Origin of the sequence: Streptomyces venezuelae (assembly GCF_008642275.1) — a bacterium.
In the GTDB taxonomy this organism is placed as follows: domain Bacteria; phylum Actinomycetota; class Actinomycetes; order Streptomycetales; family Streptomycetaceae; genus Streptomyces; species Streptomyces venezuelae_E.
In genome coordinates, this window is record NZ_CP029189.1 from 6884863 (window position 1) to 6903898 (window position 19036).

21 protein-coding genes are annotated in these 19036 nt (G+C 68.8%); 7 read left to right on the forward strand and 14 right to left on the reverse strand.

The window, feature by feature from the left end; genetic code table 11:
- Nucleotides 1–5 precede the first annotated feature (5 nt).
- Nucleotides 6–2054 carry a flotillin family protein gene (locus tag DEJ51_RS30500; protein WP_390136499.1) on the reverse strand — a complete coding sequence of 683 codons (2049 nt, stop codon included), beginning with the start codon at nucleotides 2052–2054 and terminating at the stop codon, nucleotides 6–8.
- A 530-nt stretch (nucleotides 2055–2584) separates the two neighbouring features.
- On the opposite strand from DEJ51_RS30500, the gene DEJ51_RS30505 reads away from it, so the two are divergent.
- Both DEJ51_RS30505 and DEJ51_RS30510 read left to right on the forward strand, forming a co-directional pair.
- A complete protein-coding gene (locus DEJ51_RS30505; protein WP_223836037.1) occupies nucleotides 2585–4111 on the forward strand; it encodes an FAD-dependent monooxygenase in 1527 nt (508 codons plus the stop codon).
- On the forward strand, nucleotides 4108–4695 hold the full coding sequence (locus DEJ51_RS30510; protein WP_150260832.1) for a TetR/AcrR family transcriptional regulator: 588 nt from the start codon (nucleotides 4108–4110) through the stop codon (nucleotides 4693–4695). Before DEJ51_RS30505 ends, DEJ51_RS30510 begins: the two co-directional genes overlap by 4 nt.
- Before the next feature lie 27 nt (nucleotides 4696–4722).
- Here DEJ51_RS30510 and DEJ51_RS30515 read toward each other — a convergent pair whose 3' ends face one another.
- The 4 genes from DEJ51_RS30515 to DEJ51_RS30530 form a co-directional block, all read right to left on the reverse strand.
- Entirely contained in the window at nucleotides 4723–5811 is a 1089-nt protein-coding gene (locus DEJ51_RS30515; RefSeq protein WP_190620758.1) for an SPFH domain-containing protein, read from the reverse strand.
- Nucleotides 5812–5813: 2 nt separating this feature from the next.
- The gene (locus DEJ51_RS30520) at nucleotides 5814–6245 is read right to left on the reverse strand and encodes an NfeD family protein (protein ID WP_033219850.1); all 432 of its coding nucleotides are present in this window, start codon (nucleotides 6243–6245) and stop codon (nucleotides 5814–5816) included.
- 533 nt (nucleotides 6246–6778) lie between these two features.
- Nucleotides 6779–7258, reverse strand: coding sequence for a CBS domain-containing protein (locus tag DEJ51_RS30525; RefSeq protein ID WP_190620760.1), 480 nt, complete (start codon nucleotides 7256–7258; stop codon nucleotides 6779–6781).
- Nucleotides 7245–8486, reverse strand: a complete 1242-nt coding sequence (locus tag DEJ51_RS30530; protein ID WP_150260838.1) for a cation:proton antiporter — start codon at nucleotides 8484–8486, stop codon at nucleotides 7245–7247. Before DEJ51_RS30530 ends, DEJ51_RS30525 begins: the two co-directional genes overlap by 14 nt.
- Nucleotides 8487–8843: 357 nt before the next feature.
- Here DEJ51_RS30530 and DEJ51_RS30535 point away from each other — a divergent pair, with 357 nt between their 5' ends.
- The gene (locus DEJ51_RS30535; RefSeq protein ID WP_150260840.1) at nucleotides 8844–9071 is read left to right on the forward strand and encodes a hypothetical protein; all 228 of its coding nucleotides are present in this window, start codon (nucleotides 8844–8846) and stop codon (nucleotides 9069–9071) included.
- Nucleotides 9072–9090: 19 nt separating this feature from the next.
- Here DEJ51_RS30535 and DEJ51_RS30540 read toward each other — a convergent pair whose 3' ends face one another.
- Nucleotides 9091–9597: a nitroreductase family deazaflavin-dependent oxidoreductase gene (locus tag DEJ51_RS30540; RefSeq protein ID WP_150260842.1), complete on the reverse strand. Its 507-nt coding sequence runs from the start codon at nucleotides 9595–9597 to the stop codon at nucleotides 9091–9093.
- A 205-nt stretch (nucleotides 9598–9802) separates the two neighbouring features.
- Between DEJ51_RS30540 and DEJ51_RS30545 the strand changes: the two genes are divergently transcribed.
- Nucleotides 9803–10873: a PP2C family protein-serine/threonine phosphatase gene (locus DEJ51_RS30545; RefSeq protein ID WP_150260844.1), complete on the forward strand. Its 1071-nt coding sequence runs from the start codon at nucleotides 9803–9805 to the stop codon at nucleotides 10871–10873.
- Nucleotides 10874–10917: 44 nt separating this feature from the next.
- Entirely contained in the window at nucleotides 10918–11445 is a 528-nt protein-coding gene (locus tag DEJ51_RS30550) for a MarR family winged helix-turn-helix transcriptional regulator (protein ID WP_150260846.1), read from the forward strand.
- Between the two features lie 42 nt (nucleotides 11446–11487).
- Here the strand turns inward: DEJ51_RS30550 and DEJ51_RS30555 are convergent, their stop codons facing one another.
- On the reverse strand, nucleotides 11488–13323 hold the full coding sequence (locus DEJ51_RS30555) for a glycoside hydrolase family 15 protein (RefSeq protein WP_150260848.1): 1836 nt from the start codon (nucleotides 13321–13323) through the stop codon (nucleotides 11488–11490).
- 286 nt (nucleotides 13324–13609) lie between these two features.
- On the opposite strand from DEJ51_RS30555, the gene DEJ51_RS30560 reads away from it, so the two are divergent.
- Together DEJ51_RS30560 and DEJ51_RS35910 are read left to right on the forward strand one after the other, a co-directional pair.
- Nucleotides 13610–13819 carry a DUF2180 family protein gene (locus DEJ51_RS30560; protein WP_150260850.1) on the forward strand — a complete coding sequence of 70 codons (210 nt, stop codon included), beginning with the start codon at nucleotides 13610–13612 and terminating at the stop codon, nucleotides 13817–13819.
- A 15-nt stretch (nucleotides 13820–13834) separates the two neighbouring features.
- Complete coding sequence (locus DEJ51_RS35910) at nucleotides 13835–14152, forward strand: DUF3040 domain-containing protein (protein ID WP_150260852.1); 318 nt, start codon at nucleotides 13835–13837, stop codon at nucleotides 14150–14152.
- Between the two features lie 10 nt (nucleotides 14153–14162).
- Here the strand turns inward: DEJ51_RS35910 and DEJ51_RS30570 are convergent, their stop codons facing one another.
- From DEJ51_RS30570 to DEJ51_RS30600, 7 genes are all read right to left on the reverse strand, one after another.
- Nucleotides 14163–14438, reverse strand: coding sequence for a hypothetical protein (locus DEJ51_RS30570; RefSeq protein ID WP_150260855.1), 276 nt, complete (start codon nucleotides 14436–14438; stop codon nucleotides 14163–14165).
- Between the two features lie 152 nt (nucleotides 14439–14590).
- Complete coding sequence (gene ehuA, locus DEJ51_RS30575) at nucleotides 14591–15352, reverse strand: ectoine/hydroxyectoine ABC transporter ATP-binding protein EhuA (protein WP_150262251.1); 762 nt, start codon at nucleotides 15350–15352, stop codon at nucleotides 14591–14593.
- 22 nt (nucleotides 15353–15374) lie between these two features.
- Complete coding sequence (gene ehuD / locus DEJ51_RS30580; protein ID WP_150260857.1) at nucleotides 15375–16010, reverse strand: ectoine/hydroxyectoine ABC transporter permease subunit EhuD; 636 nt, start codon at nucleotides 16008–16010, stop codon at nucleotides 15375–15377.
- The gene (ehuC, locus tag DEJ51_RS30585; protein ID WP_150260859.1) at nucleotides 16010–16687 is read right to left on the reverse strand and encodes an ectoine/hydroxyectoine ABC transporter permease subunit EhuC; all 678 of its coding nucleotides are present in this window, start codon (nucleotides 16685–16687) and stop codon (nucleotides 16010–16012) included. Before ehuC ends, ehuD begins: the two co-directional genes overlap by 1 nt.
- A gap of 12 nt (nucleotides 16688–16699) precedes the next feature.
- On the reverse strand, nucleotides 16700–17617 hold the full coding sequence (gene ehuB / locus DEJ51_RS30590) for an ectoine/hydroxyectoine ABC transporter substrate-binding protein EhuB (protein WP_150260861.1): 918 nt from the start codon (nucleotides 17615–17617) through the stop codon (nucleotides 16700–16702).
- Nucleotides 17618–17696: 79 nt separating this feature from the next.
- Nucleotides 17697–18596, reverse strand: coding sequence for an ectoine hydroxylase (gene thpD, locus DEJ51_RS30595; protein WP_150260863.1), 900 nt, complete (start codon nucleotides 18594–18596; stop codon nucleotides 17697–17699).
- A 33-nt stretch (nucleotides 18597–18629) separates the two neighbouring features.
- Nucleotides 18630–19034 carry an ectoine synthase gene (locus tag DEJ51_RS30600; RefSeq protein ID WP_150260865.1) on the reverse strand — a complete coding sequence of 135 codons (405 nt, stop codon included), beginning with the start codon at nucleotides 19032–19034 and terminating at the stop codon, nucleotides 18630–18632.
- Nucleotides 19035–19036 lie beyond the last annotated feature (2 nt).

Below are 19036 nucleotides of genomic sequence, written 5' to 3' on the forward strand. Positions count from 1 at the left end.
GTCGGTCAGTTCTTGGCGGTGCCGTTGGCAGCGGTGACGGCACCTGCGAGCCCGCTCACCGGCACGTCAGCCAGGCCCAGTTGGCGAGCCTTGGCGATCAGCTCGTCCAGCTGCCCCGATCCGGCGGGCATGAGCTTCATCAGCAGCGCGGACACGGTGAGGTTCTGCACGTCGGATGTGGAGACCGAGCCGAGCACCTTGGTCAGGTCCCCGGTGAAGGATTCGGAGCCGTCCAGCCAGGGCTCCGCCAGTGCCTTTGCGGTCTGGGAGTTGTCCATGAATCCGTCCACGGCGCGCCCCATCGACATCGCCCCGACGATCCGGTCGAAGAACACCGACTCGCCGCCGATGATGTTGATGTCGGCGCTCTCCAGCCCCGTCGCGAGCACGGTGGCCTGCGCTTCCGCGACGTGCCGCTGCACGTCGAGGCCGGCGAGCCGGATCTCTTTCTCGGCCTCCAGCCGCAGCCGGTACTCCTCGTGGGTGCGCGATGCCTCGTCGAGGGCGGCCATCGCCGCCGCCTTCTCGGTCAAACCCTCGGCCTCCGCCTTCAGCTTCTCGCCGATGGCGGTCGCCTCGGCCAGTGCCATCTCGCGGGCGCCGTCGGCCTCAGCCTTCAGCCGCGCCGTCGTGGCCCCGGCCTCGGCCCGGCCGGCCTTCTCGATCGCGTCCGCCTCCTTCTCCCGCACGGCGACCGCGGCCAGGCCCTCGGCGGCGGCCTCCGCCTGGATGCCCTCGGCCAGACGGATCTTGGCGCGAGCGTCGAGGTCGGCGGTCTTGTTGCGGGCCTCGGCGAGGGTGAGCTCCTCCGCCGCGCGGTGCACGGCGGCCTGCTCGGCCGCCTCCGCGGCCTTGATGTCCTTGACGAGCCTCTCCTGGGCCTCGGCCTCGGCAGCGATGACCACGGCCTGCCGGGTGCGCTCCGCCTCCTCGACCGTCCGGAGCCGCTTGATCGACTCCTCCTGCTCGGCGACTGTCCGGTCCACCGCGACGCGTTCGCGCACGACCTCGGCGATGTCCCGCTTCTGGATCTCGACCTCCTTGTCGGCAGCGATCCGGGTCAGCTCGGTCTCCCGCTCCCGCGCGATGACCTCCAGCAGCCGGTCCTTCTCGATCCGCTCGTTCTCGATGGCGATGACCCGCTCACGGTTCTTCTGCGCCACGGCCACCTCGCGGGCCTGGTTCTCCCGCTGGATACCGAGCTGCTCCTCCGTCCTGAGGAAGGCTCCCTGCGCCCGCAGGCGCTCCTCCTCCACCACGCGGGCCGTCTCGGCTTCCTCGCGGGCCCGCACGGTCTCGATCTCCCGGCGCTGCTTGGTCTCGGCGTCGGCCTGTCGGCGCTCCAGCTCCAGGATGGCCTCGCGGGCGTCCACGTTCTGCCGGGTGATCTCCTTCTGCTCGTGCTGGCGGAACTCGTTGGTACGGACGTTCTCGATGGCCGTCAACTCGGTGATCTTGCGGATGCCCTGGGCGTCCAGGATGTTGCCGGCGTCCAACTGCGCGAGGGGCGTCTGCTCCAGGTAGTCGATGGCCGCGTCCTCCAGGCTGTAGCCGTTGAGGTCGATGCCGATGATCTCGATGATCCGGGACCGCAGTTCCTCGCGCATGGTGTAGAGGTCGGTGAAGTCCATCTGCTTGCCGACGGTCTTCAGCGCCTCGGAGAACTTGGCGCTGAACAGCTCCTGCAGGGTCGCCTTGTCGCTGGCTCGTGCGGTTCCGATGGCCTGGGCGACCTTGATGACGTCCTCGGCGGTCTTGTTGACGCGGACGAAGAAGGAGATCCGGATGTCGGCACGGATGTTGTCCTGGCAGATCAGACCGTCGCGGCCGGTACGGGAGATCTCGATGGCCTTCACCGAGATGTCCATGACCTCGGCCTTGTGCAATACGGGCAGCACGACCTGTCCGGTGAAGGTCACGTCGACCTTCCGCATCTTCGAGACGATCAGGGCCTTGCCCTGCTCGACCTTGCGGAACAGCCGGGTCACCACGATCAGAGCGGCGATCGCGACGACGATGACGACGATGACGAGCGTGCCAAGGCCCGTTGATATGGCATCCACGAGAACTCCCCCATGAAAGGTGCGTAGCTGAGATGTGGCGGGTCGGCCGTGGGGCCGCACCGCCGCCGTGCGCCGTCGGACGGTGTCACGGGAACGAGCCGCCGACGTGGTCCCGGCGTGGCGCGGGGCAGCGGGGCCGAGGCGAGCCGTCCGCGAACGGAGGGCTCCGGAAGGGCCGTCCGCTGCTGGCCCGGACCCACGTCCACCCCGTCCTGACCGCCGCGTTTCAGACGGTGGAGCAGCGCCGATACGGCCCGGGTTCGTCGGGGAGGAGAGGGGCCGGGGCGCCCGAAGCGGTCTTGGTGTACTCGTCCACGTGTCCCCCTCCATGACCGACGGTTTCCGGGGCCCGGCATCACACGCCTGGGCCAGCCCTGTCCGGGCACATCTTGAATCAAGCGCAACACGTCTCACACTGCCGATCGCCGGCAATCTTTACGCCGTTTTGATGCCGCCACGCATTTCGGGCGAAGTTTGAGTTAGTGTCTAACATAAGTTAGTCAATAACGTGAGGTGTGCTGATGCCTTCGATGACCGTCGTCGTGACCGGTGCTGGGCCAACCGGCCTCGCCCTGGCCTGCGGGCTGCGCGCCGCCGGAGCCGCCGTCCGAGTCCTGGACAAAGCGGCTGGACCGGCGGTGACTTCCCGGGCACTGGGGCTGCAGCCGCGAGGGGCGGAGGTGCTCGACCGCCTCGGAGCGCTCGGCGACCTGCCGGAGCGATCCGTCCCGATCGCGCACGTCCACACGTACGTAGACGGCAGACAGCTGGCGCGCCTCCCCGTGGGGCAAAGGACGAAGCTGGTCACCAGGCCCGGTCTGCTCATGTCCCAGTCCGAGGTCGAGACGCGACTTCGTGACCGTCTGGCCGTACTCGGCGTCCAGGTCGAATGGGGTCGCGAGCTGCTGGACGTACGCCAGGAGGAAAACGAGGTCGTTCTGCGTCTCGGCGACGGTGAGGAGCGGGCAGCCTGGCTGGTGGGATGCGATGGCGCGCACAGCCGCGTGCGCAAGGCCGCCGGGATCGGTTTCCCGGGCGTCCCCGTCGTCGAACGCTTCCTGCTGGCCGACGTGACGGCCCGACTCCCGCTTCCCAGAGACTCGGTAGCGGTCTGGCTGCGTGGAAACGCGATGCTCGGGGTCTTCCCGCTTCCGGGCGAGGACGTGTGGCGACTCATGGCACCGGCACCGGCCGGAAGCGGGGAGGAGCCGGTGCCGGTGCTGACGGAGTTGCTCGTGAAGGAGGCGGGTGTCTCCCCCGACGCGGTGCGTGAAGTCCTATGGACGTCTACGTTCAGGATCCACCGGCGCTTGGCGTCGTCCTACCGCGAGGGCAGAACCCTGCTCGCCGGCGACGCCGCGCACATTCACAGTCCCTTCGGCGGCCAGGGGATGAACACCGGCCTGGGCGATGCCGAGAACCTGGCCTGGAAGCTGGCTCTCGTCGCCGACGGGCGTGCAGAGGACGGCTTGCTCGACACCTACGAGGAGGAACGCAGGCCCGTCGCCCGCGAGGTGCTGGCGTCCACGAGCGCCATGACGGACGTGGTCCTCGGACAGACCGCCTTGGCCCGGTCCCTGCGCGATCACGTGTTCGTACCCCTGCTCAACCATCCTTCGGTGCAGCGTCGGCTCTGGGAGAAGTCCTCCCAGCTGACCCTCACGTACCGGAGGGGCCCGCTCGGCGCCGGCCGCCCCTTCCGAGGCTCCGGGTCGGTGCCGGGCGATCGGGTACCCGACCGTCCCTGCATCCGGCAGGACGGAACCAGCACTCGCCTGTACGCGGAACTGCGGACGAGATGGGCTCTCCTCGCCCCCGCCGCGGTGGGCGCCGAACACGATGTAGTGGCCCGTCGGTACCTCGGCGCGGACGGCGTCGCCGCTCTCACCGCGGCGGGGAGGTGGGGGCACGTCATGCTGGTTCGACCTGACGGCCACCTGGCCTGGCACGGGACATCTCCCGAAGCTCTCGGGCGGGCGCTGGAACGCATACTCTCCAGAGGTAGCGGAAGCACGCGCAGCGATCGTCCGGAGGCGACAGGCCCATGAGTACGTCCCCCACGCCGCCCGGGCTGCGCGAACGCAAGAAGGCACAGACCAGGCGGACGATCCAGGAGCAGGCGCTGCGGCTGTTCCTGGAACGGGGGTACCAGAACACCACCGTCGAGGAGATCGCCGCTGCCGCCGGGGTCTCTCACATGACATTCTTCCGGAACTTCCCCACCAAGGAGGCGGTGGTCGAGTCCGACGACTATGACGTACTCATCGTTCGCCTCGTTCAGGAACGGCCACCGCACGAGGACGGCCTCACCGCCCTCCGCAACGCCCTGGGCCAAGGCCTGGAGGCGGTGTACGCCACCGGCAGGGACACCCTGCTCGCCCGTACCCGCCTCATCTTCGAGACGCCGGCCCTGCGCGCCCGCACCTGGGACACCCAGTACGCGACTCAGCGGCTGTTCGCGGGTGCTCTGAGGTCGCGAGATCCGGAGGCGAGCGAGCTTTCCACTCGTGTCACCGCCGCGGCCACCCTTGCCGCGGTGACCACCGCCCTCGCCGCTTGGGTGGAGAGTGACGGTGTCCTGGAGCTGCCCGCGCTGGTCGATGAGGCGTTCAGCGCCTTGCACCCCAGCTGACGGATCGGTGCGCCGAAGGGGCGACCGTCACCTCGGCTGATCCGCAGGTGGGGTCTCCGGCGGAGGGTGACGTTCCGCTTTCTCGAGGGGCAGCGGTGGCGAGCCGGCGGTGGCGCCGTCGGCCTCCGCCGCGTCGGCGAGTGCCTCTGCGGCGGCTTCCGCCGCTTTCGCCGCGTCATTCGCGGCCCGGATGGCCAAGTCGTCCGACGCGGATGCTTGGCGGGTGGCGGCCGACTGGGGGAGGACCTCGCTGAACGCCCGGGTGACGCTCTGGAGAGCGGTGGTGACCTCTCCGGGAATCACCCAGAACGTGTTCCCCGGGCCCTGCGCGAGCTGGGGCAGCACCTGGAGGTATTGATAGGCGAGCAGCTTCGGGTCGGGGTCGTTGCGGTGGACGGCCTGGAAGACCTCGTCGATGGCGAGCGCCTGGCCCTCCGCCTTGAGGATCTCGGCGGTCCGGTTGCCTTCCGCGCGGAGAACCGCGGCCTGCTTCTCGCCTTCGGCGGTGAGGATCTGGGACTGGCGCTGCCCCTCGGCTCCGAGAATGACGGCCCGCTTGTCCCGCTCGGCCCGCATCTGCTTCTCCATCGCGTCCTTGATGGACTGCGGCGGGTCGATGGCCTTGATCTCCACCCGGTTGACCCGCAGCCCCCACTTACCGGTGGCGTCGTCGAGCACGCCTCGAAGCTGGTTGTTGATAGTGTCCCGCGAGGTCAGCGTCTTCTCCAGATCCATGGATCCGACCACATTGCGCAGCGTGGTGACCGTCAGCTGCTCCACCGCTTGGAGGAAGCTGGCGATCTCGTAAGCGGCCGCACGCGGATCCGTGACCTGGAAGTAGAGGACGGTGTCGATCTCGACGACCAGGTTGTCCTCGGTGATGACCGGCTGGGGCTTGAACGAGACGACCTGCTCGCGCAGATCGATCACCGGGTACACCCGGTCGATGTACGGGATGACGACATTGAGTCCGGGCTTCAGGGTTCGGTGGTACCGGCCGAGTCGCTCGACATTACGGGCACGGGCCTGCGGAACGATGCGCACGGCCCGGATCACGGTGAAGACCGCGAAGGCCGCGATCAGCAGGCCGGCGATGAGAAACGCCGAAATCTCCATGTTCACTCCCGGGGGTAGACGAGCGCGGTGGAGCCCTTGATCTCGATGACGTCGACCGTCGTTCCGGGAGGAATGACCTGCGTCTCGTCGTACGCGCGGGCCGTCCATTCCTCGCCACCGATGCGGACCCTGCCGCTCAATCCCGTCACCTCGGCAGTCACGAAAGCGGCTCCTCCGACCAGGGCTTCCACACCGAAGCGCTCGCCCTCCCGTGGCATGAGGCGACGCATGGCCACCGGGCGCACGAACACCACGCCGACCGTCGCCACGAGTGTGAATGCCAGGAACTGCCACGGGAGGGGCAGCCCGATCGCAGCGAGGACCGCGGTGACCAGCGCTGCGCCACCGAGCAGCCCGAGCGCGGCGGTGAGGGTGAAGATCTCCGCCACACCCAACAGAACCGCGGTGATCAACCAGATCAGCCAGGGGTCCATCGCCTGCGCCTCCCGATGGAGAAAAGAGAATGCCACATACAACTCTTTTCCGACATTTTACCCGGTTTGATCGGATGGAATCGGATTCGGACTCCTGGTCACCAATTCAAGATCGCTGCTCTGTTCGGCGAACCGATCGAGAGCCTCTTCAGCCCCGACGAGCAAACGGACTGACCGCCGGTTGCGGCAGTGGCTGCGCGCGGGGCTCCGGCGGCGTTGACGCGCGTAGTTGCCCGGCAGGCCGCTGCCGACGAGCAGGCCCGCGGCCGCGTACGACTCGAAGGCCTGCGGATTGCGGCTACTCGTGCGGGGATGGGGCACGGTAACGGCGTTGATCGGGCTCGGTTTCACCGCCGTAGGTATCGTGCTCCTCGTCCGTGCCTGACCTCCGATCAGACCGACGGCCGCTCCAGCGCAGGGGTGCACCAGCCCGTGCTGACGCAGCTTCCCCGACAGCAGCCCCGATCGCCGTGATCACACACTGCTCTCGCAGTCTGCAGGCGAGCTCGGCTGCTACGGACGGCTTGTCCACCTCAACGGCGGTCTGCGGAATCCGAGGGCGTGATCAGGTACCGCATGACCGCGGTGGCGGACACCACCCCGAGCATCCTGGCCTCCTTGTCGTCGACCTGTTCCACAACGGGCACGAGCGGGATCCGTCTGCGAGCCATTACGGCGGCGATCTGGGCGGCGGTTGCATCAGGTCCCACACACCGCGGGCCGAATCCGCGACGCGGCAGCCAGTCCCCGACGGTCTGCTCCTCGAGGCTGGCGGCCAGCCGTTCCGACGGCTCGTCCCGAAGGACGGCCGCGCGCAGCGGGTCGTCCAGAGCCGGTTCGGGCACGAGCTGCCGCACGAGCTCGGAGACAGGAACCACGGCGTACGGCATCCCGTGCCCATCGACTACGAGCAGCGCCGGGAGGCTGTGCTCGGTCAGCAGCCGAATCGCGGCGTTCGCGCTTTCGTCCGTTGTGACGGACGCGTAAGGGGTGGCGAGGTCACGCGCGGACACGAGGGGCCTCCTGGCCATCGGCGGGCGCTCCGGTCGGCGCGCCGCCGGGGATCCCTGCGATGTCCTCGACGTGGAAGAGCCGGGCCACGGGGACGTCGGTGCTGCTGTGCGCGACGATCGAGAAGGCGATGCACACCGCGATGAGTGTGTACGCCTGTTCGCCCTGGGGGATGCCCGCCTGGAGGACGAGCAGCCCGTACACGACCGAGGCGAAGCCCTTGGGTCCGAACCAGGCGGCGACCAGCTTCTCCCGGCGCTCCAGCCGCGTACCGAGCAGTGACAGGAGGAGCGAGGCCGGCCGGATCAGGAAGATCGCCAACAGGACGGCCACGTATCCGCCCACGGACAGGTCGCCGAACAACTGCGGGGTCAGCAGGGCGCCGAAGACCAACAGCGCCGCGAACTTCGCCAGTTCTGCCATCGACTCGCCCAAGGCTTCGAAGGCGACCTTGGGCTCCGGCGAGACCGTGGCGAGAACCGCGCCGGCGGAGAAGGCCGCGAGGTAGGGGTTGGCGTGAGTGAGGTGACAGAGCCCGTAGAGGATGATGCCGGTGGCGAGCGGCAGCAGCGGTTGCAGCTTCGGCTCGGCGCCCAGCAACCGGAGCCGGAGGAGGCCGGCCACGAGCAGTGGCAGGAGGACTCCGAACGCGAGACCGAGGCCCAGCTCCAGGCCGATCATGCCGATGGACGCCTCGGAGTGGGCGGCCGTCGGTCCGGCAGCGGCGATGAGGACCAGGACGACGGGCAGAGCCAGTCCGTCGTTGATCCCGCTTTCCACATTCAGCAGTTGTCGGAGCTTGGCCGGAACTTCCTTCCGTCCCACGATGGCCGAGGCGAAGACCGGGTCGGTGGGCGCCAGCACGGCGCCCACCAGGAACGATGTCGTCCAGTCCATGCCTGCGACGTAATGGGTCACCAGCGCCATGCCGACCATTGCAAGGGGCATGCCCAGGCCCAGCGCACGGGCCGGGTTCTTCCAGTTCTCCCGGAGTTTGGGGAACGAGACGTGCATGCCGTCGGTGAACAGCACGGCGAACAGCGCCAAGTCGGCCGTGACGGCGACTATTTCACTGTCGGCGGTGATGTGCACCAGGCCGAGGAACCCGTCACTGACCAGCGCTCCGCCCAACAGGAAGAGAAGCGAAGTGGAAAGTACGGTTCGGGCGGCGAGCCCGGACAGCAGCACCGCCACAAGCAGTGCCACGCCGAATACGGCAACAAGAACCATGGCAGAAGCCCCCTGGTCTTCGAAGAGAGTTGTCCCCTGATCGCCGACCAGACTTCCCGGCACGCCGTGCGCTACTTTATACGACTCTTACGAGTCCTTGGCGAGATCCTGACGGCAGTCCAGGACCGAAATCGTTGCCGGACTCCGGCAGGCTGACGAGGGGATGACGCTGCCTATCGTGGGCAGTCTCATCGGAGAGGTATCTATGAACCGAAGCCCTGCCCGCCTTGCCCTCTCCGTGGCGAGGCGTCTCCTGCGCCCCTTGGCCGGCGCCGAGCCCGCCGGGCGCACTGCGCTGCGTGAGAAGCAGGCGGCCCGGCCGCATGTCTCCGCGGCTTCGAACCTGGCAGGTGGCCGATGACCGCGAGGACCCGCACCCGTCTGCGTGCCTGGTTGGTCAGAAATGCCGCCGAATTCCGCATGGGGGTACTGCTCGTGGCCGTGGGTGCCCCCGTGTCCATCTCGGGCGCTGTGCTGTACGTCCTGCCCGGACCCGGCTTTCCCGTGCTCCTGATCGGGCTGGCCTGCCTGGTCACGGGGCTCGTCATGGTGGGAGCGAACGCCTCGCGGCGCAGCCGCCGCTGATCTTGTGTGAGGGGTGGCCCTATGCGATCCGTCGCGGCGGCACCTCCTCGAGGCGCACGAACGGGATCTCGGCCCCAGCGCGGCGGAAGGCTTCATCGGTGCCGTCCACGTCGAAGGCCAGGTAACGGCACAGGGCAAGGGCGGCACGCGGGTGCCGCGCCGCGTACTCCGCCATGATCGAGGCGCCGTCATCAGGGGACACAAAGTGGGCGTTGACCGGATAGAACGTCCGGCCGACCTGGATGGTCACCTTTGGGATGTGCCGGAGGTTCCGGTACCACTGGGCACGCACACCGAAGCCCGATGCGACCGTCCACGTGCCGCGCCCACGATCGTGGGTCACGACTTCCAGGCACACCTCGCGCGTTTCCCCGGACACCAGACCGGTGTGTTGGAGCACGAGCAGCCGTTTGCCGAAGACGGGCCCCAGTCCGATGCGGAAGAGGAGGAGCGGGAGCCGGGCGATGCGCCGCTTCCATCCGGTCGGCGGGGCCGGGTGGTCCCGGAGGCGGGGCGGCCTTCTCATCCGGCGGAACCTCCTCGGGTACGCGGGGGGAGCGGGACACTCGCAGCGGGTAGGTAACAGTTCAATGGGGAAGTGCTTTGGACACAGAAGTTTTGCATAGGCTAAACCTGGCAGGTGGCGGGGGGATCCTTCAACCTCTCACCGAGGTGTCGGTCAACGGTGTTCCCCTTCGTCGCCCAGTTCGTACGAGGCACCGGAGCGCGTCATGGATCCCGACCAGTCACTCTCGGCAACAGCCGGAACCACCCTGCGGGTGCTGCCGTTCGGCGTGATGGGTGTCGTCGCGGTGGCCGACGTGACGGCGGGTCCCGGCGTCGGCCTTCTTCCCCTGGTCTCGCTGGGGCCCGCCTTCGCAGGCCTGGCCGGGGGGTGGCGCCGGACCGCGGCGGTCGGGGTCCTCGCCCTCGGCCTGTGTCTCGGGCTCGGGCTGTACGACGGTCTCTTCGACAGTCGGCGCGGCTACACGGCGATGGCGGCGGTCGTGGGCGTGACCGTGGCCGGAGTGGCCGCGGCGGTGATGCGCCGCCGCAGGGAGGACGAGCTCGCGAGCGTCCGTTCGATCGCGGAAGTCGCCCAGCGCGTCCTGCTCCGGCCCGTGCCCCGGCTGGCCGGACATGTGCGCGCGGCGGTGTCGTACACCTCCGCCGTCGCGGAGGCGCGGATCGGCGGGGACCTCTACGAGGTGGTGCAGGTGGCCGGCGGCGTGCGGGTGATCATCGGCGATGTACAGGGCAAGGGGTTGGAGGCGGTGGAGACGGCCGCGACTGTTCTCGGGGCATTCCGGGAGGCCGCGTACAACGAGCCGGACCTGTCGGCTGTCGGTGACCGTGTCGAGTGCGCCGTCCGCCGTGCCGTCGATATGGAGGGCGACGGTGAGAAGTTCGTGACCGCCTTGCTGGCCGAGATCACGGAAGACCGGGGGACGGTGTTCGTGAACTATGGCCACACCCCCGCCCTGGTGGTCCGCCGTGACCGGGAGACCTTCTTCGCCCATCCACCTGAGCACGCCTTGCCTCTGGGGCTCACCGGCGACGGTGAACGGCCGACGCCGTACCAGGTCGATTTCGGTCCCGGAGATCAGCTCCTGCTCTACACCGACGGAGTCACCGAGGCTCGTGGGCCGAGCGGATCCTTCTATCCGCTGCGGGAGCGCACGGCACTTCTGGCGGACCGTGACCCGCAGGAAGCGCTGGATGCCCTGCGCGCAGACGTCGTGTCCCATGCCGGCGGTCCCCTGCACGACGACGCCGCCATGCTGCTCCTGCGCTGCCGGTAGTGGGGCGCTCGTCGGCGTGGTGCGGTCGAGCGGTACAAAGAGATATGACCGATCACCCGCGGCCCGCTGCCGCCAGTAGTGACGAACCCGATTTCGACGACGTCACCCGCGCTGTACTGACCGCGTCCCGGTTGCTCGTCGCGGTGTCGGCGCGGTCGCTGGCGGCCATGGAGGACAATGTCACGGTTCCCCAGTTCCGTATGCTCGTCGTCCTCGCCACCCGGGGGGCGACGAAGCTCGTCGTCCTCGCGGACCAGCTCGGTGTGAGCCCGTCCACGGCCATGCGGATGGTCGACCGGTTGATCACCGCCGGTCTGGCCGATCGCCGGCACAACCCCGACAATCGCCGGGAGACGATACTGACCGTCACAGACAGCGGGCGGCGGCTCGTCGAGGACGTGACCGCCCGCCGCCGGGCCGAGATCGCGGTGATCGTCGAGCGGATGGAGCCCGCCCAGCGCTCGGCTCTGGTCACCGCCCTGACCGCGTTCAGCGAAGCCGGGGGTGAGCCGCCGGTGACCCATCCGGACGTCCTGCCGCATCCCCTCGGCTGGACCGACCCCCCTCGCTGACCGGAAGAGCGCCTTGCGCGGAGGCGCTCCGTCCCCGCCTCCTCATCTGAACCAGGCATGGGTGGACAGCTCGGGGTTCAGCCCGTGGGCGGCCCGCCCGAGCAGTACCGCCGAGGAGACGAGCCCGACATGGCTCAACCCCTGGGGGAAGTTCCCGAGGAATGCTCCGGTACCGGGATCGATCTGCTCCGGAAGCAGTCCTAGTTCGTTCGCGTGGGAGCACAGGCGCTCGAAGAGAGCTGCGGCCTCTTCGACCCGCCCCTGCCCGACCAGGTTGTCCACGAGCCAGAAGCTGCAAAGAAGAAAAGCTCCTTCCGTCCCTCCCACGCCGTCGGGCGATTCCTCGGGCAGGTAGCGGTACAGCAGCCCGCCACCGGCATCCAGTCGCGCGACTATGGCCCGGCAGGTCGCAGCCATCTTGGGATGATCGGCGGGCAGCACGCGGCGCAGCGGCAGGGCCAGTAGTGAGGCGTCCAGGCCGCTGCCCGGCCCCAAGTGCTCAGTCAGCGTACACATCTGCGGGTCCCACGCATCGGTGAGGATGCGCCGGGTGATGGTCAGGGCGTCCTGCTCCCAGCGGAGGGGGTCACCTGGCAGGCGCAGCCGTCGGGACAGCCTTGCCGCGCGATCCAGGGCGACCTGGCACATGGCGGCCGAGTAGGTGAAGGGTCGTGGCGGCGCGCGTACCTCCCAGATGCCGTGGTCGGGACGGGCCCAGGCGTCCCGGCTCGCCTCCGCCAGGGCCCGCAGCCGCCCCCACAGGCCGGGAGCGAAGGTTCCGCCGGTGGCAGCCCATTGGAAGGCGCAGTCGAGAACCTCCCCGAACACGTCGTGCTGGACCTGGTAGGAGGCGTCGTTGCCCCAGCGCACCGGTGCTGAGTCCCGATATCCCGACAGCAGAGGGTCCACGATTTCGCGCGGCGCCGCATGGCCGTCGATGTCGTACACGACGAGCGGGCTCCCCGGAGTGTCCACGGCTTCCAGCACCCAGGTGAGAAACCCGCCGGCTTCCTCGGGCAGGCCGATCCTGCGCAGTGCGAAGACCGTGTACGCGGCGTCGCGCACCCAGGCGTATCGATAGTCCCAGTTGCGGTCGCCGCCGATTCGCTCAGGGAGGGACGAGGTAGCAGCTGCGACGATCGCCCCGTTGGCGAAGTGGTCGAGGAGCTTCAGTGTGATCGCGGACCGGTGAACCAGGTCCTTGCGGGGAACCTCCAGGTGGAGAGCGGCGCTCCAGCGGCGCCACACCAGTACGGTGTCCGCAAAGGGGTCCGCTGCCGTCGGTGCTCCGGCACCCGGCTCCCACTGGAGAGCGACCCAAAACCGGTCTCCCGCACGCAGCCGCAGCACAGCAGGCCAGGCAGCCAGCGGCCGCGACCAGCGCAGCGCGACCTCGACCCGTTGTCCGGGGCAGGAAAGCCGCAGGCCGTCTCCGGTGGGATGTACGGTGGCACCACCGCGCGGCTCCAGGCTCAGGCTGATCTCGGGCCGCCCGTGCAGTACCTCCACCATCCGCAGGAAGGTCCCGGTCCCCGCGGGGGCCTCCTCCTCCAGCACCGCTCCGGCGCGCAGGAGCATGCCGTCCGTGATCCGTACCGTCCCTGCCGGCGAACGAATCTCTGTGACGAGAACGGCGGTGCCGGGCAGGTAGCGCTGTCGCCCTTCCTCAGCCGCCGCTACGACGAGCCGGAACTCCCCGCCCGCTTGTCGATCGAGCAAGGGGCACACCAGCGGAGGCGAATCGAATCTCGGGACGCACAGAAACCCGACCGAGCCGTCGCGTGCCACCAGGGCGCACGTGGCTCCGTCCCCGACCAGGCCGTGCTCCTCAATGGGCGGGTACCCCTCCACCTGATGGAGCGGACGCCAGTCACCCATCGCTGACCGCTGCTTCGGCCAGACCGACCTCGCGCGGTGGTGGCGTGTGGATGAAGGCGACGTGCGGACTCCATTGCGCTGTCGTCGGCCGCGTCGTCCGCCCGCTCGGAGACGTCCCCGCCAGCCCTCCGGAGGGAGCGGCGCACGAGCTCGGACCAGCGCTGGTGGGCACGGGTCTCACCTCCTCGTTGAGCACGCTCTACCCAGGGAGTACCCGTGTCACAGCCGGGGTACCCCCTGGGTAAGGGGCTTGCCATTGCGGACTCGGATTGGGCAGGAGACAGCGATGGATTGCTACGAGTGCCTGGCGAGCCCGAACACGGCCACCACGGCTGTGGCGGTGTGCCGCGAATGCGGAGTGGGTCTTTGCAGCCGACACCTGCACGTGGAGCAGCACGAGATGCATCTTGCCGCGGGGCTCGGCAAGAGCACTACGCGCCTACCCGCCAGGCGGGTCGTCTGTCCCGCTTGCGCCAAGGCGGAGCGCAGTCGCTGAAGCGGCGGCGGAGGCATGGAGGTGCCCGCTGTGAACCGAGACCACGAGGAGCGGGTGCTGGCCGAGATCGAGAGCCACCTGCGCGAGGAGGCTCCCGGTCTGGCCGTGCGCCTGGACCGCTTCTCCACGGGGTCCGACCCCGACGAGCGATGGACACGCAGTCGGAGGGCCGCCATGGTCCTCGTCTGTCTTTTGATCACGGCGTGGTTCGCTGCCCTCATCCTTGGTTCCAGAGGGGATCCTCAGCCGGCAGACGGGCGAGTCGAGGGTGCGCTGGCCCCCGTGGCCGCAGTCATGGCCGAGCGGAGCGCCCCCAGCACATTCGGGAGGTGAGGGAACGCGATCACTTGCGGTTGGATATTGCGCTGACCGCGAGCGCGATGAGGGCTCCTGCGACCAAGGCCCAGACCAGGCCCTCTCCAGCCGCCTGCTGCCGGCCTATGAGGCCCAGCAGGACGGCCGTGACAGCCACTGCCGTCAGGACGTAGCGGTCCGTGAGGAACCTCCGCTGCCGGCGTCCGTGCCCCGGTGCCTTGCAGTCGGCGATCGCTGTCCTGATCGCGAGCGCGGCCACGATGATGGCGGCAGTCAGGAGCGCGACGGTTGTGGAGCTGCCCAACAGGGATCCCGTGTTCGTCAGGTGCGGTCGGAAGGTGAGGCTCCTGATTCTCGCCGGTAGACGTGGGGGCTGCCAGCGGTCGGTGGCGCGGGGGAGCGGCCATGGCGGATCAGGCTCCGGGGCGTCGGCGACGACGGGCACACAGCCCACGCTCAGTGCACCGCCCGGAGAAATGTCTGGGTACGTTCGTGTTGCGGCGCCTCGAACAGCTGCTCCGGGGGGCCGGACTCCAGGACCCTGCCGTGGTCGAACATCACCACCCGGTCCGAGATGTCCCGGGCGAAGCCCATCTCGTGGGTCACGCACAGCAGGGTGACGTCGGTGGAGGCGGCGACGTCGCGCAGGACGTCCAGCACCCCTGCCACCAGCTCCGGGTCGAGTGCGGAGGTCACCTCGTCGAGCAGTAGGACGTCCGGCCGCATCGCCAGGGCACGGGCGATGGCCACCCGCTGTTGCTGCCCGCCGGACAAACGCGTCGGGTGGGCGTCGTGCTTGTCGTCCAGGCCTACCAGGTCGAGCAGCTCCCGGCCGCGCTCGGCCGCCTCCTCCCGGCTCAGGCCCAGGACGTGCACCGGGGCTTCGGTCACGTTCTCCAGCACCTTCATGTGCGGAAAGAGGTTGAACTGCTGGAAGACCATGCCGATTCGCCGCCGGGGCGCGGACAGGTACTTCTCGTCCGCCGGGGCCAAGGAGCCGGCCCGGCCGGCAGGCATGTGGGAGTACGGCTGCCCGTCTACGTGGATGACACCGTCCGTGACCCGTTCCAAGGTCATCAGCAACCGCAGGACAGTGGTCTTGCCCGAGCCGCTCGGCCCGACCAGGGTCACGCGCTCGCTCCGGCCCACGCTCAGGTCGAGCCCGTCGAGCACGGTGTGGTCGCCGAAGCGCTTCACGACCTTGTCGAAGCGGACCATCTCCGGGCGATCGGCCCCGGTTTCAACGGGCAAGGCGGTTCTCCAGACGTCGCATCAGTACGGATGTGGGGTAGCTCGCCAGCAGGAAGACGAGTGCGGCGAGGGTGAACGCCTCCAGATAGGCGAAGTGGACGCTGCCGAATTCGTTCGCCCGGTGGACCATCTCCTGGACCGCGATCACCGAGAGGAACGGCGTCTCCTTGAACATCGAGATCACGTAGTTGCCGAGAGCCGGAATCACGTTGCGGACCGCCTGGGGCAGCACCACGGCCCGCCACACCCGGCGCCTGGGCAGCGACAGTGCGACCGCCGCTTCCCACTGGCCCTTCGGTACCGCGTCGATCCCTGCCCGGTACACCTCGCTGGTGTACGTCGCGTAGTGCACGCCCAGGACCACGATGCCCAGCGTCAGCGCGTTCAGGCCGGGGACGAGCACCCAAGCGGCGAAGAGCTGGATCATCACGGGGGTGGAACGGATGAAGTCGGCAGTCCAGCGCAGGGGCAGGGTGATCCAGCGGGGCGAGGTGCGCTGGATCACGGCGAGCACCAAGCCGAGGGAAATGGCTACGGCCGAGCCCAGCACGGTGGCGTACAGGGTGGTTCTGAAACCGCTCAGGACCACGGGCAGTCCCTCGCGGGCCGTCTCCCAGGACCACATCAGGCACCCCCGGTGCCCTGCCCCATGCGGGACTTCGCAGCCGACTCCACTGCCTTCATGAGGGAGTTCAGAGCGGCGGCGAGGGCGTAGTAGATGACGAGGATGGCGAGGTAGGCCTGGGCCGTGTTCCCGGTGAGTGACCGCAGCTGGTCCATCTCGAAGGTGAGGTCGGCGATGGTGATCAGGGACAGGAGGGGCGTGGCCTTCAGCATCTGGATGAGGAGATTGCCGAAGGGCGGGATCATCTGGACCCAGGCTTGCGGCAGGATCACTCGCCGCATGCGCTGCCACGGGCTCATTCCCAGAGCGACAGCCGCCTCCCACTGGGCGCGGGGGACTGCATTCAGGGCGCCGCGCACGACTTCGGAGCCGTAAGCGCCGAAGTTGAGACCGAAGGCCACGACGGCGCAGGCCATCGGCTCCAGCCGGAAGCCGAGCACCGGAAGGGCGAAGAACAGCCAGAAGAGCTGCACGTACAGCGACGTGCCCCGGAAGAACTCGACGGTGATCCGGGTGGACCCGCGTACGAGCAGGCGTGGTGAGCGCGCCAGGAAGCCGAAGAAGAAGGCCACCACGAGCGCCACCGCGGCGCTGAACACGGTCGCCTGGACCGTGACCCGTACGCCGTCGGCGATGCTGGGGAGCGAGCGCGTGAACTCGGTGACGAAGTCAGCCATCGGGGTCCACCATCAGACCTTGCACAGATCGGCGGTACGCAGGGTGGCGGGCGGAATCTCCCGGGCCGTGAACCCGTACGCGCCGATCAGAGCGACGTACCGGTCCGGATCACCGGTGATCTTGGCGAGCTCCGCGTTGAAGGCGTCCCGGAGCCCCGTGGCCCGGGGGCGGAAGACCGCTCCGCCGGGGCTGTACTGCTTGCGGCCGTCCACCTCCGGAACGAAGGGCTCGAGCACCTCCACCGCCGCCCCGGCATTGGTCCTGGCCAGCCAGCGCAGGGAGATCCCTGTCAGGGCGAACGCATCGATGCGCCCCGCCACCAGCGCGTCCAGCCCGTCCTGCTGCTTCGCCAGGGACTTGATGGCGGACTCCGCGACCTCAGCCCCCTTCGCGTACGCCGCTTCGACCGCGGCGGTCAGTACGCCGACCGTCACGCCGGCTCCGGCGCAGGACTTCAGGTCGCTCAGCCCTCTGGGGTTGCCCTTGGGCACCATCAGAGCGGTGGGGGAGACGAACTCGGGCTCCGAGAAGATCACTTTATCGCAGCGTTCGGGGGTGATCGCCATGCCCGCGCTGACGACGTCGAACCGGTCGGCGAGCAGGCCGGGGATCAGTGCGCCGAAATCGGTCAGGGTGGGGCGCATCTCGGCAACGCCCAGCGCCGAGAAGATCTCGCGGTGCAGTGTCGGTGCTTCACCGGAGAGCTCGTCGCCGTCCTTGAAGCCGTACGGCGCCTCGCCCGCGAATCCCACCCGTACGAATCCCTGCTCGCGGAGCTTCGCGAGGAGATCGCCCTCGTCCCGGGGAGCGCCCGTCCCCGCCTCGGTGCGTGAACACGCCGTGACCAGCCCCGGCGCCAGGGCCAGGCCGCCCAGCAGTCCGGTACGGGAGAGGAACCCTCGTCGGGAGAGGGCGCGGGGGCAGGGCATGTCGTTCCTTCCGGCAGTGAACAGGAGCGTGTGTATGGTCAACGGCGAGGGACGGGCACGGGCGAGGCGGCCACGGGCGTCAGCGCACCGGCGTGAAGTCCTGGGACGCGATGAAGGACGGGCGGCGGACGGGCGCGGCGAACGGCGCCTCCGGCCGGTTGTGCACGCTGTTGAAAACGAGGAACACGTTGCTGCGCGGGTACGGCGTGATGTTGTCCCCCGAGCCGTGCATCGCGTTGCAGTCGAACCAGGTCGCGGAGCCGGCCTTGCCGGTGAAGAGCTTGATTCCGCACGCCGAGGCGAACTTGGTCAGAGCGTCGTCGGAGGGCGTCCCGGCATCCTGCATCTGGAGCGACTTCTTGTAGTTGTCCTTCGGAGTCGCTCCGGCGCAGCCCAGGAAGGTCCGGTGCGACCCCGGCATGATCATCAGGCCGCCGTTGGTCACGTAGTTGGGCGTCAGCGCGATGGACACGGAGACGGTGCGCATCTGCGGCAGGCCGTCCTCGGCGTGCCAGGTCTCGAAGTCGGAGTGCCAGTAGAAACCACTCGCACCGAACCCGGGCTTGACGTTGATGCGGGACTGGTGGACGTACACGTCGGAACCCAGGATCTGGCGGGCCCGGCCCACCACACGCGGGTCGGCGGCCAGTCGGGCGAACACCTCGCTGATCCGGTGGACCTCGAAGACGGACCGGACCTCCTGCGACTTCGGCTCGACGATCGAGCGTTCGTCCTCACGCGTCCGGGGGTCGGCGATGAGCCGGTCCATCTCGGCCTTGTAGCCGGCGACCTCCTCCGGAGTGATCAGCTGGTCCACCGGGAGGAATCCGTCGCGCTCGTAACTTTCCAGTTCGTGTGCCCAGAAGGGGCCCGCGGTGCCCGGCTCCGACCAGACGACGGGATCCTTGCGGCCGATGAGCACCTCTTCGGCGCCCCTGGTGGGATACAGGTCCGTGGTGAGGGTGGGGAACGTGGTCATGGTGGTGTCTGCCTCTCCTCTCTCTTGGGCCGGTCAGCCCTGGTCCGGCTCGGTGAGCAGCGGGTACGTGCCGTTCTGGTCGTGGTCTTCGCGGCCGGTGACCGGGGGATTGAAGACGCACAGGCAGCGGAAGTCGCTCTTGACGCGCAGGGTGTGTCGCTCGTGTCCGTCGAGGAGGTACATGGTTCCGGGCGTGATGGTGTACACCTCGCCCGTCTCCTCGTCGGTGAGTTCGCCCTCGCCCTCGGTGCAGACGACGGCCTCGACGTGGTTCGCGTACCACATCGAGGTCTCGGTGCCGGCGTAGAGCACCGTCTCGTGGAGGGAGAACCCGACGCGTTCGCGGGCGAGGATGATGCGCTTGCTCTCCCAGGTTCCCGACGCCGCCTTGACATGGCGTTCGGTTCCCTCGATGTCCCTGAACGAGCGGACGATCATGG

Coding starts and splice junctions, on each gene's coding strand:
- DEJ51_RS30520 (WP_033219850.1), bottom strand. CDS start 6,245: ATGGACCCCTGGCTGATCTGGTTGATCACCGCGGTTCTGTTGGGTGTG.
- DEJ51_RS30515 (WP_190620758.1), bottom strand. CDS start 5,811: ATGGAGATTTCGGCGTTTCTCATCGCCGGCCTGCTGATCGCGGCCTTC.
- ehuD (WP_150260857.1), bottom strand. CDS start 16,010: ATGTGGTCCTGGGAGACGGCCCGCGAGGGACTGCCCGTGGTCCTGAGC.
- ehuC (WP_150260859.1), bottom strand. CDS start 16,687: ATGGCTGACTTCGTCACCGAGTTCACGCGCTCGCTCCCCAGCATCGCC.
- DEJ51_RS35910 (WP_150260852.1), top strand. CDS start 13,835: ATGGAGGTGCCCGCTGTGAACCGAGACCACGAGGAGCGGGTGCTGGCC.
- DEJ51_RS30535 (WP_150260840.1), top strand. CDS start 8,844: ATGACCGCGAGGACCCGCACCCGTCTGCGTGCCTGGTTGGTCAGAAAT.
- DEJ51_RS30545 (WP_150260844.1), top strand. CDS start 9,803: ATGGATCCCGACCAGTCACTCTCGGCAACAGCCGGAACCACCCTGCGG.
- DEJ51_RS30540 (WP_150260842.1), bottom strand. CDS start 9,597: ATGAGAAGGCCGCCCCGCCTCCGGGACCACCCGGCCCCGCCGACCGGA.
- DEJ51_RS30560 (WP_150260850.1), top strand. CDS start 13,610: ATGGATTGCTACGAGTGCCTGGCGAGCCCGAACACGGCCACCACGGCT.
- DEJ51_RS30530 (WP_150260838.1), bottom strand. CDS start 8,486: ATGGTTCTTGTTGCCGTATTCGGCGTGGCACTGCTTGTGGCGGTGCTG.
- ehuA (WP_150262251.1), bottom strand. CDS start 15,352: ATGGTCCGCTTCGACAAGGTCGTGAAGCGCTTCGGCGACCACACCGTG.
- thpD (WP_150260863.1), bottom strand. CDS start 18,596: ATGACCACGTTCCCCACCCTCACCACGGACCTGTATCCCACCAGGGGC.
- DEJ51_RS30555 (WP_150260848.1), bottom strand. CDS start 13,323: ATGGGTGACTGGCGTCCGCTCCATCAGGTGGAGGGGTACCCGCCCATT.
- DEJ51_RS30505 (WP_223836037.1), top strand. CDS start 2,585: ATGCCTTCGATGACCGTCGTCGTGACCGGTGCTGGGCCAACCGGCCTC.
- ehuB (WP_150260861.1), bottom strand. CDS start 17,617: ATGCCCTGCCCCCGCGCCCTCTCCCGACGAGGGTTCCTCTCCCGTACC.
- DEJ51_RS30510 (WP_150260832.1), top strand. CDS start 4,108: ATGAGTACGTCCCCCACGCCGCCCGGGCTGCGCGAACGCAAGAAGGCA.
- DEJ51_RS30600 (WP_150260865.1), bottom strand. CDS start 19,034: ATGATCGTCCGCTCGTTCAGGGACATCGAGGGAACCGAACGCCATGTC.
- DEJ51_RS30550 (WP_150260846.1), top strand. CDS start 10,918: ATGACCGATCACCCGCGGCCCGCTGCCGCCAGTAGTGACGAACCCGAT.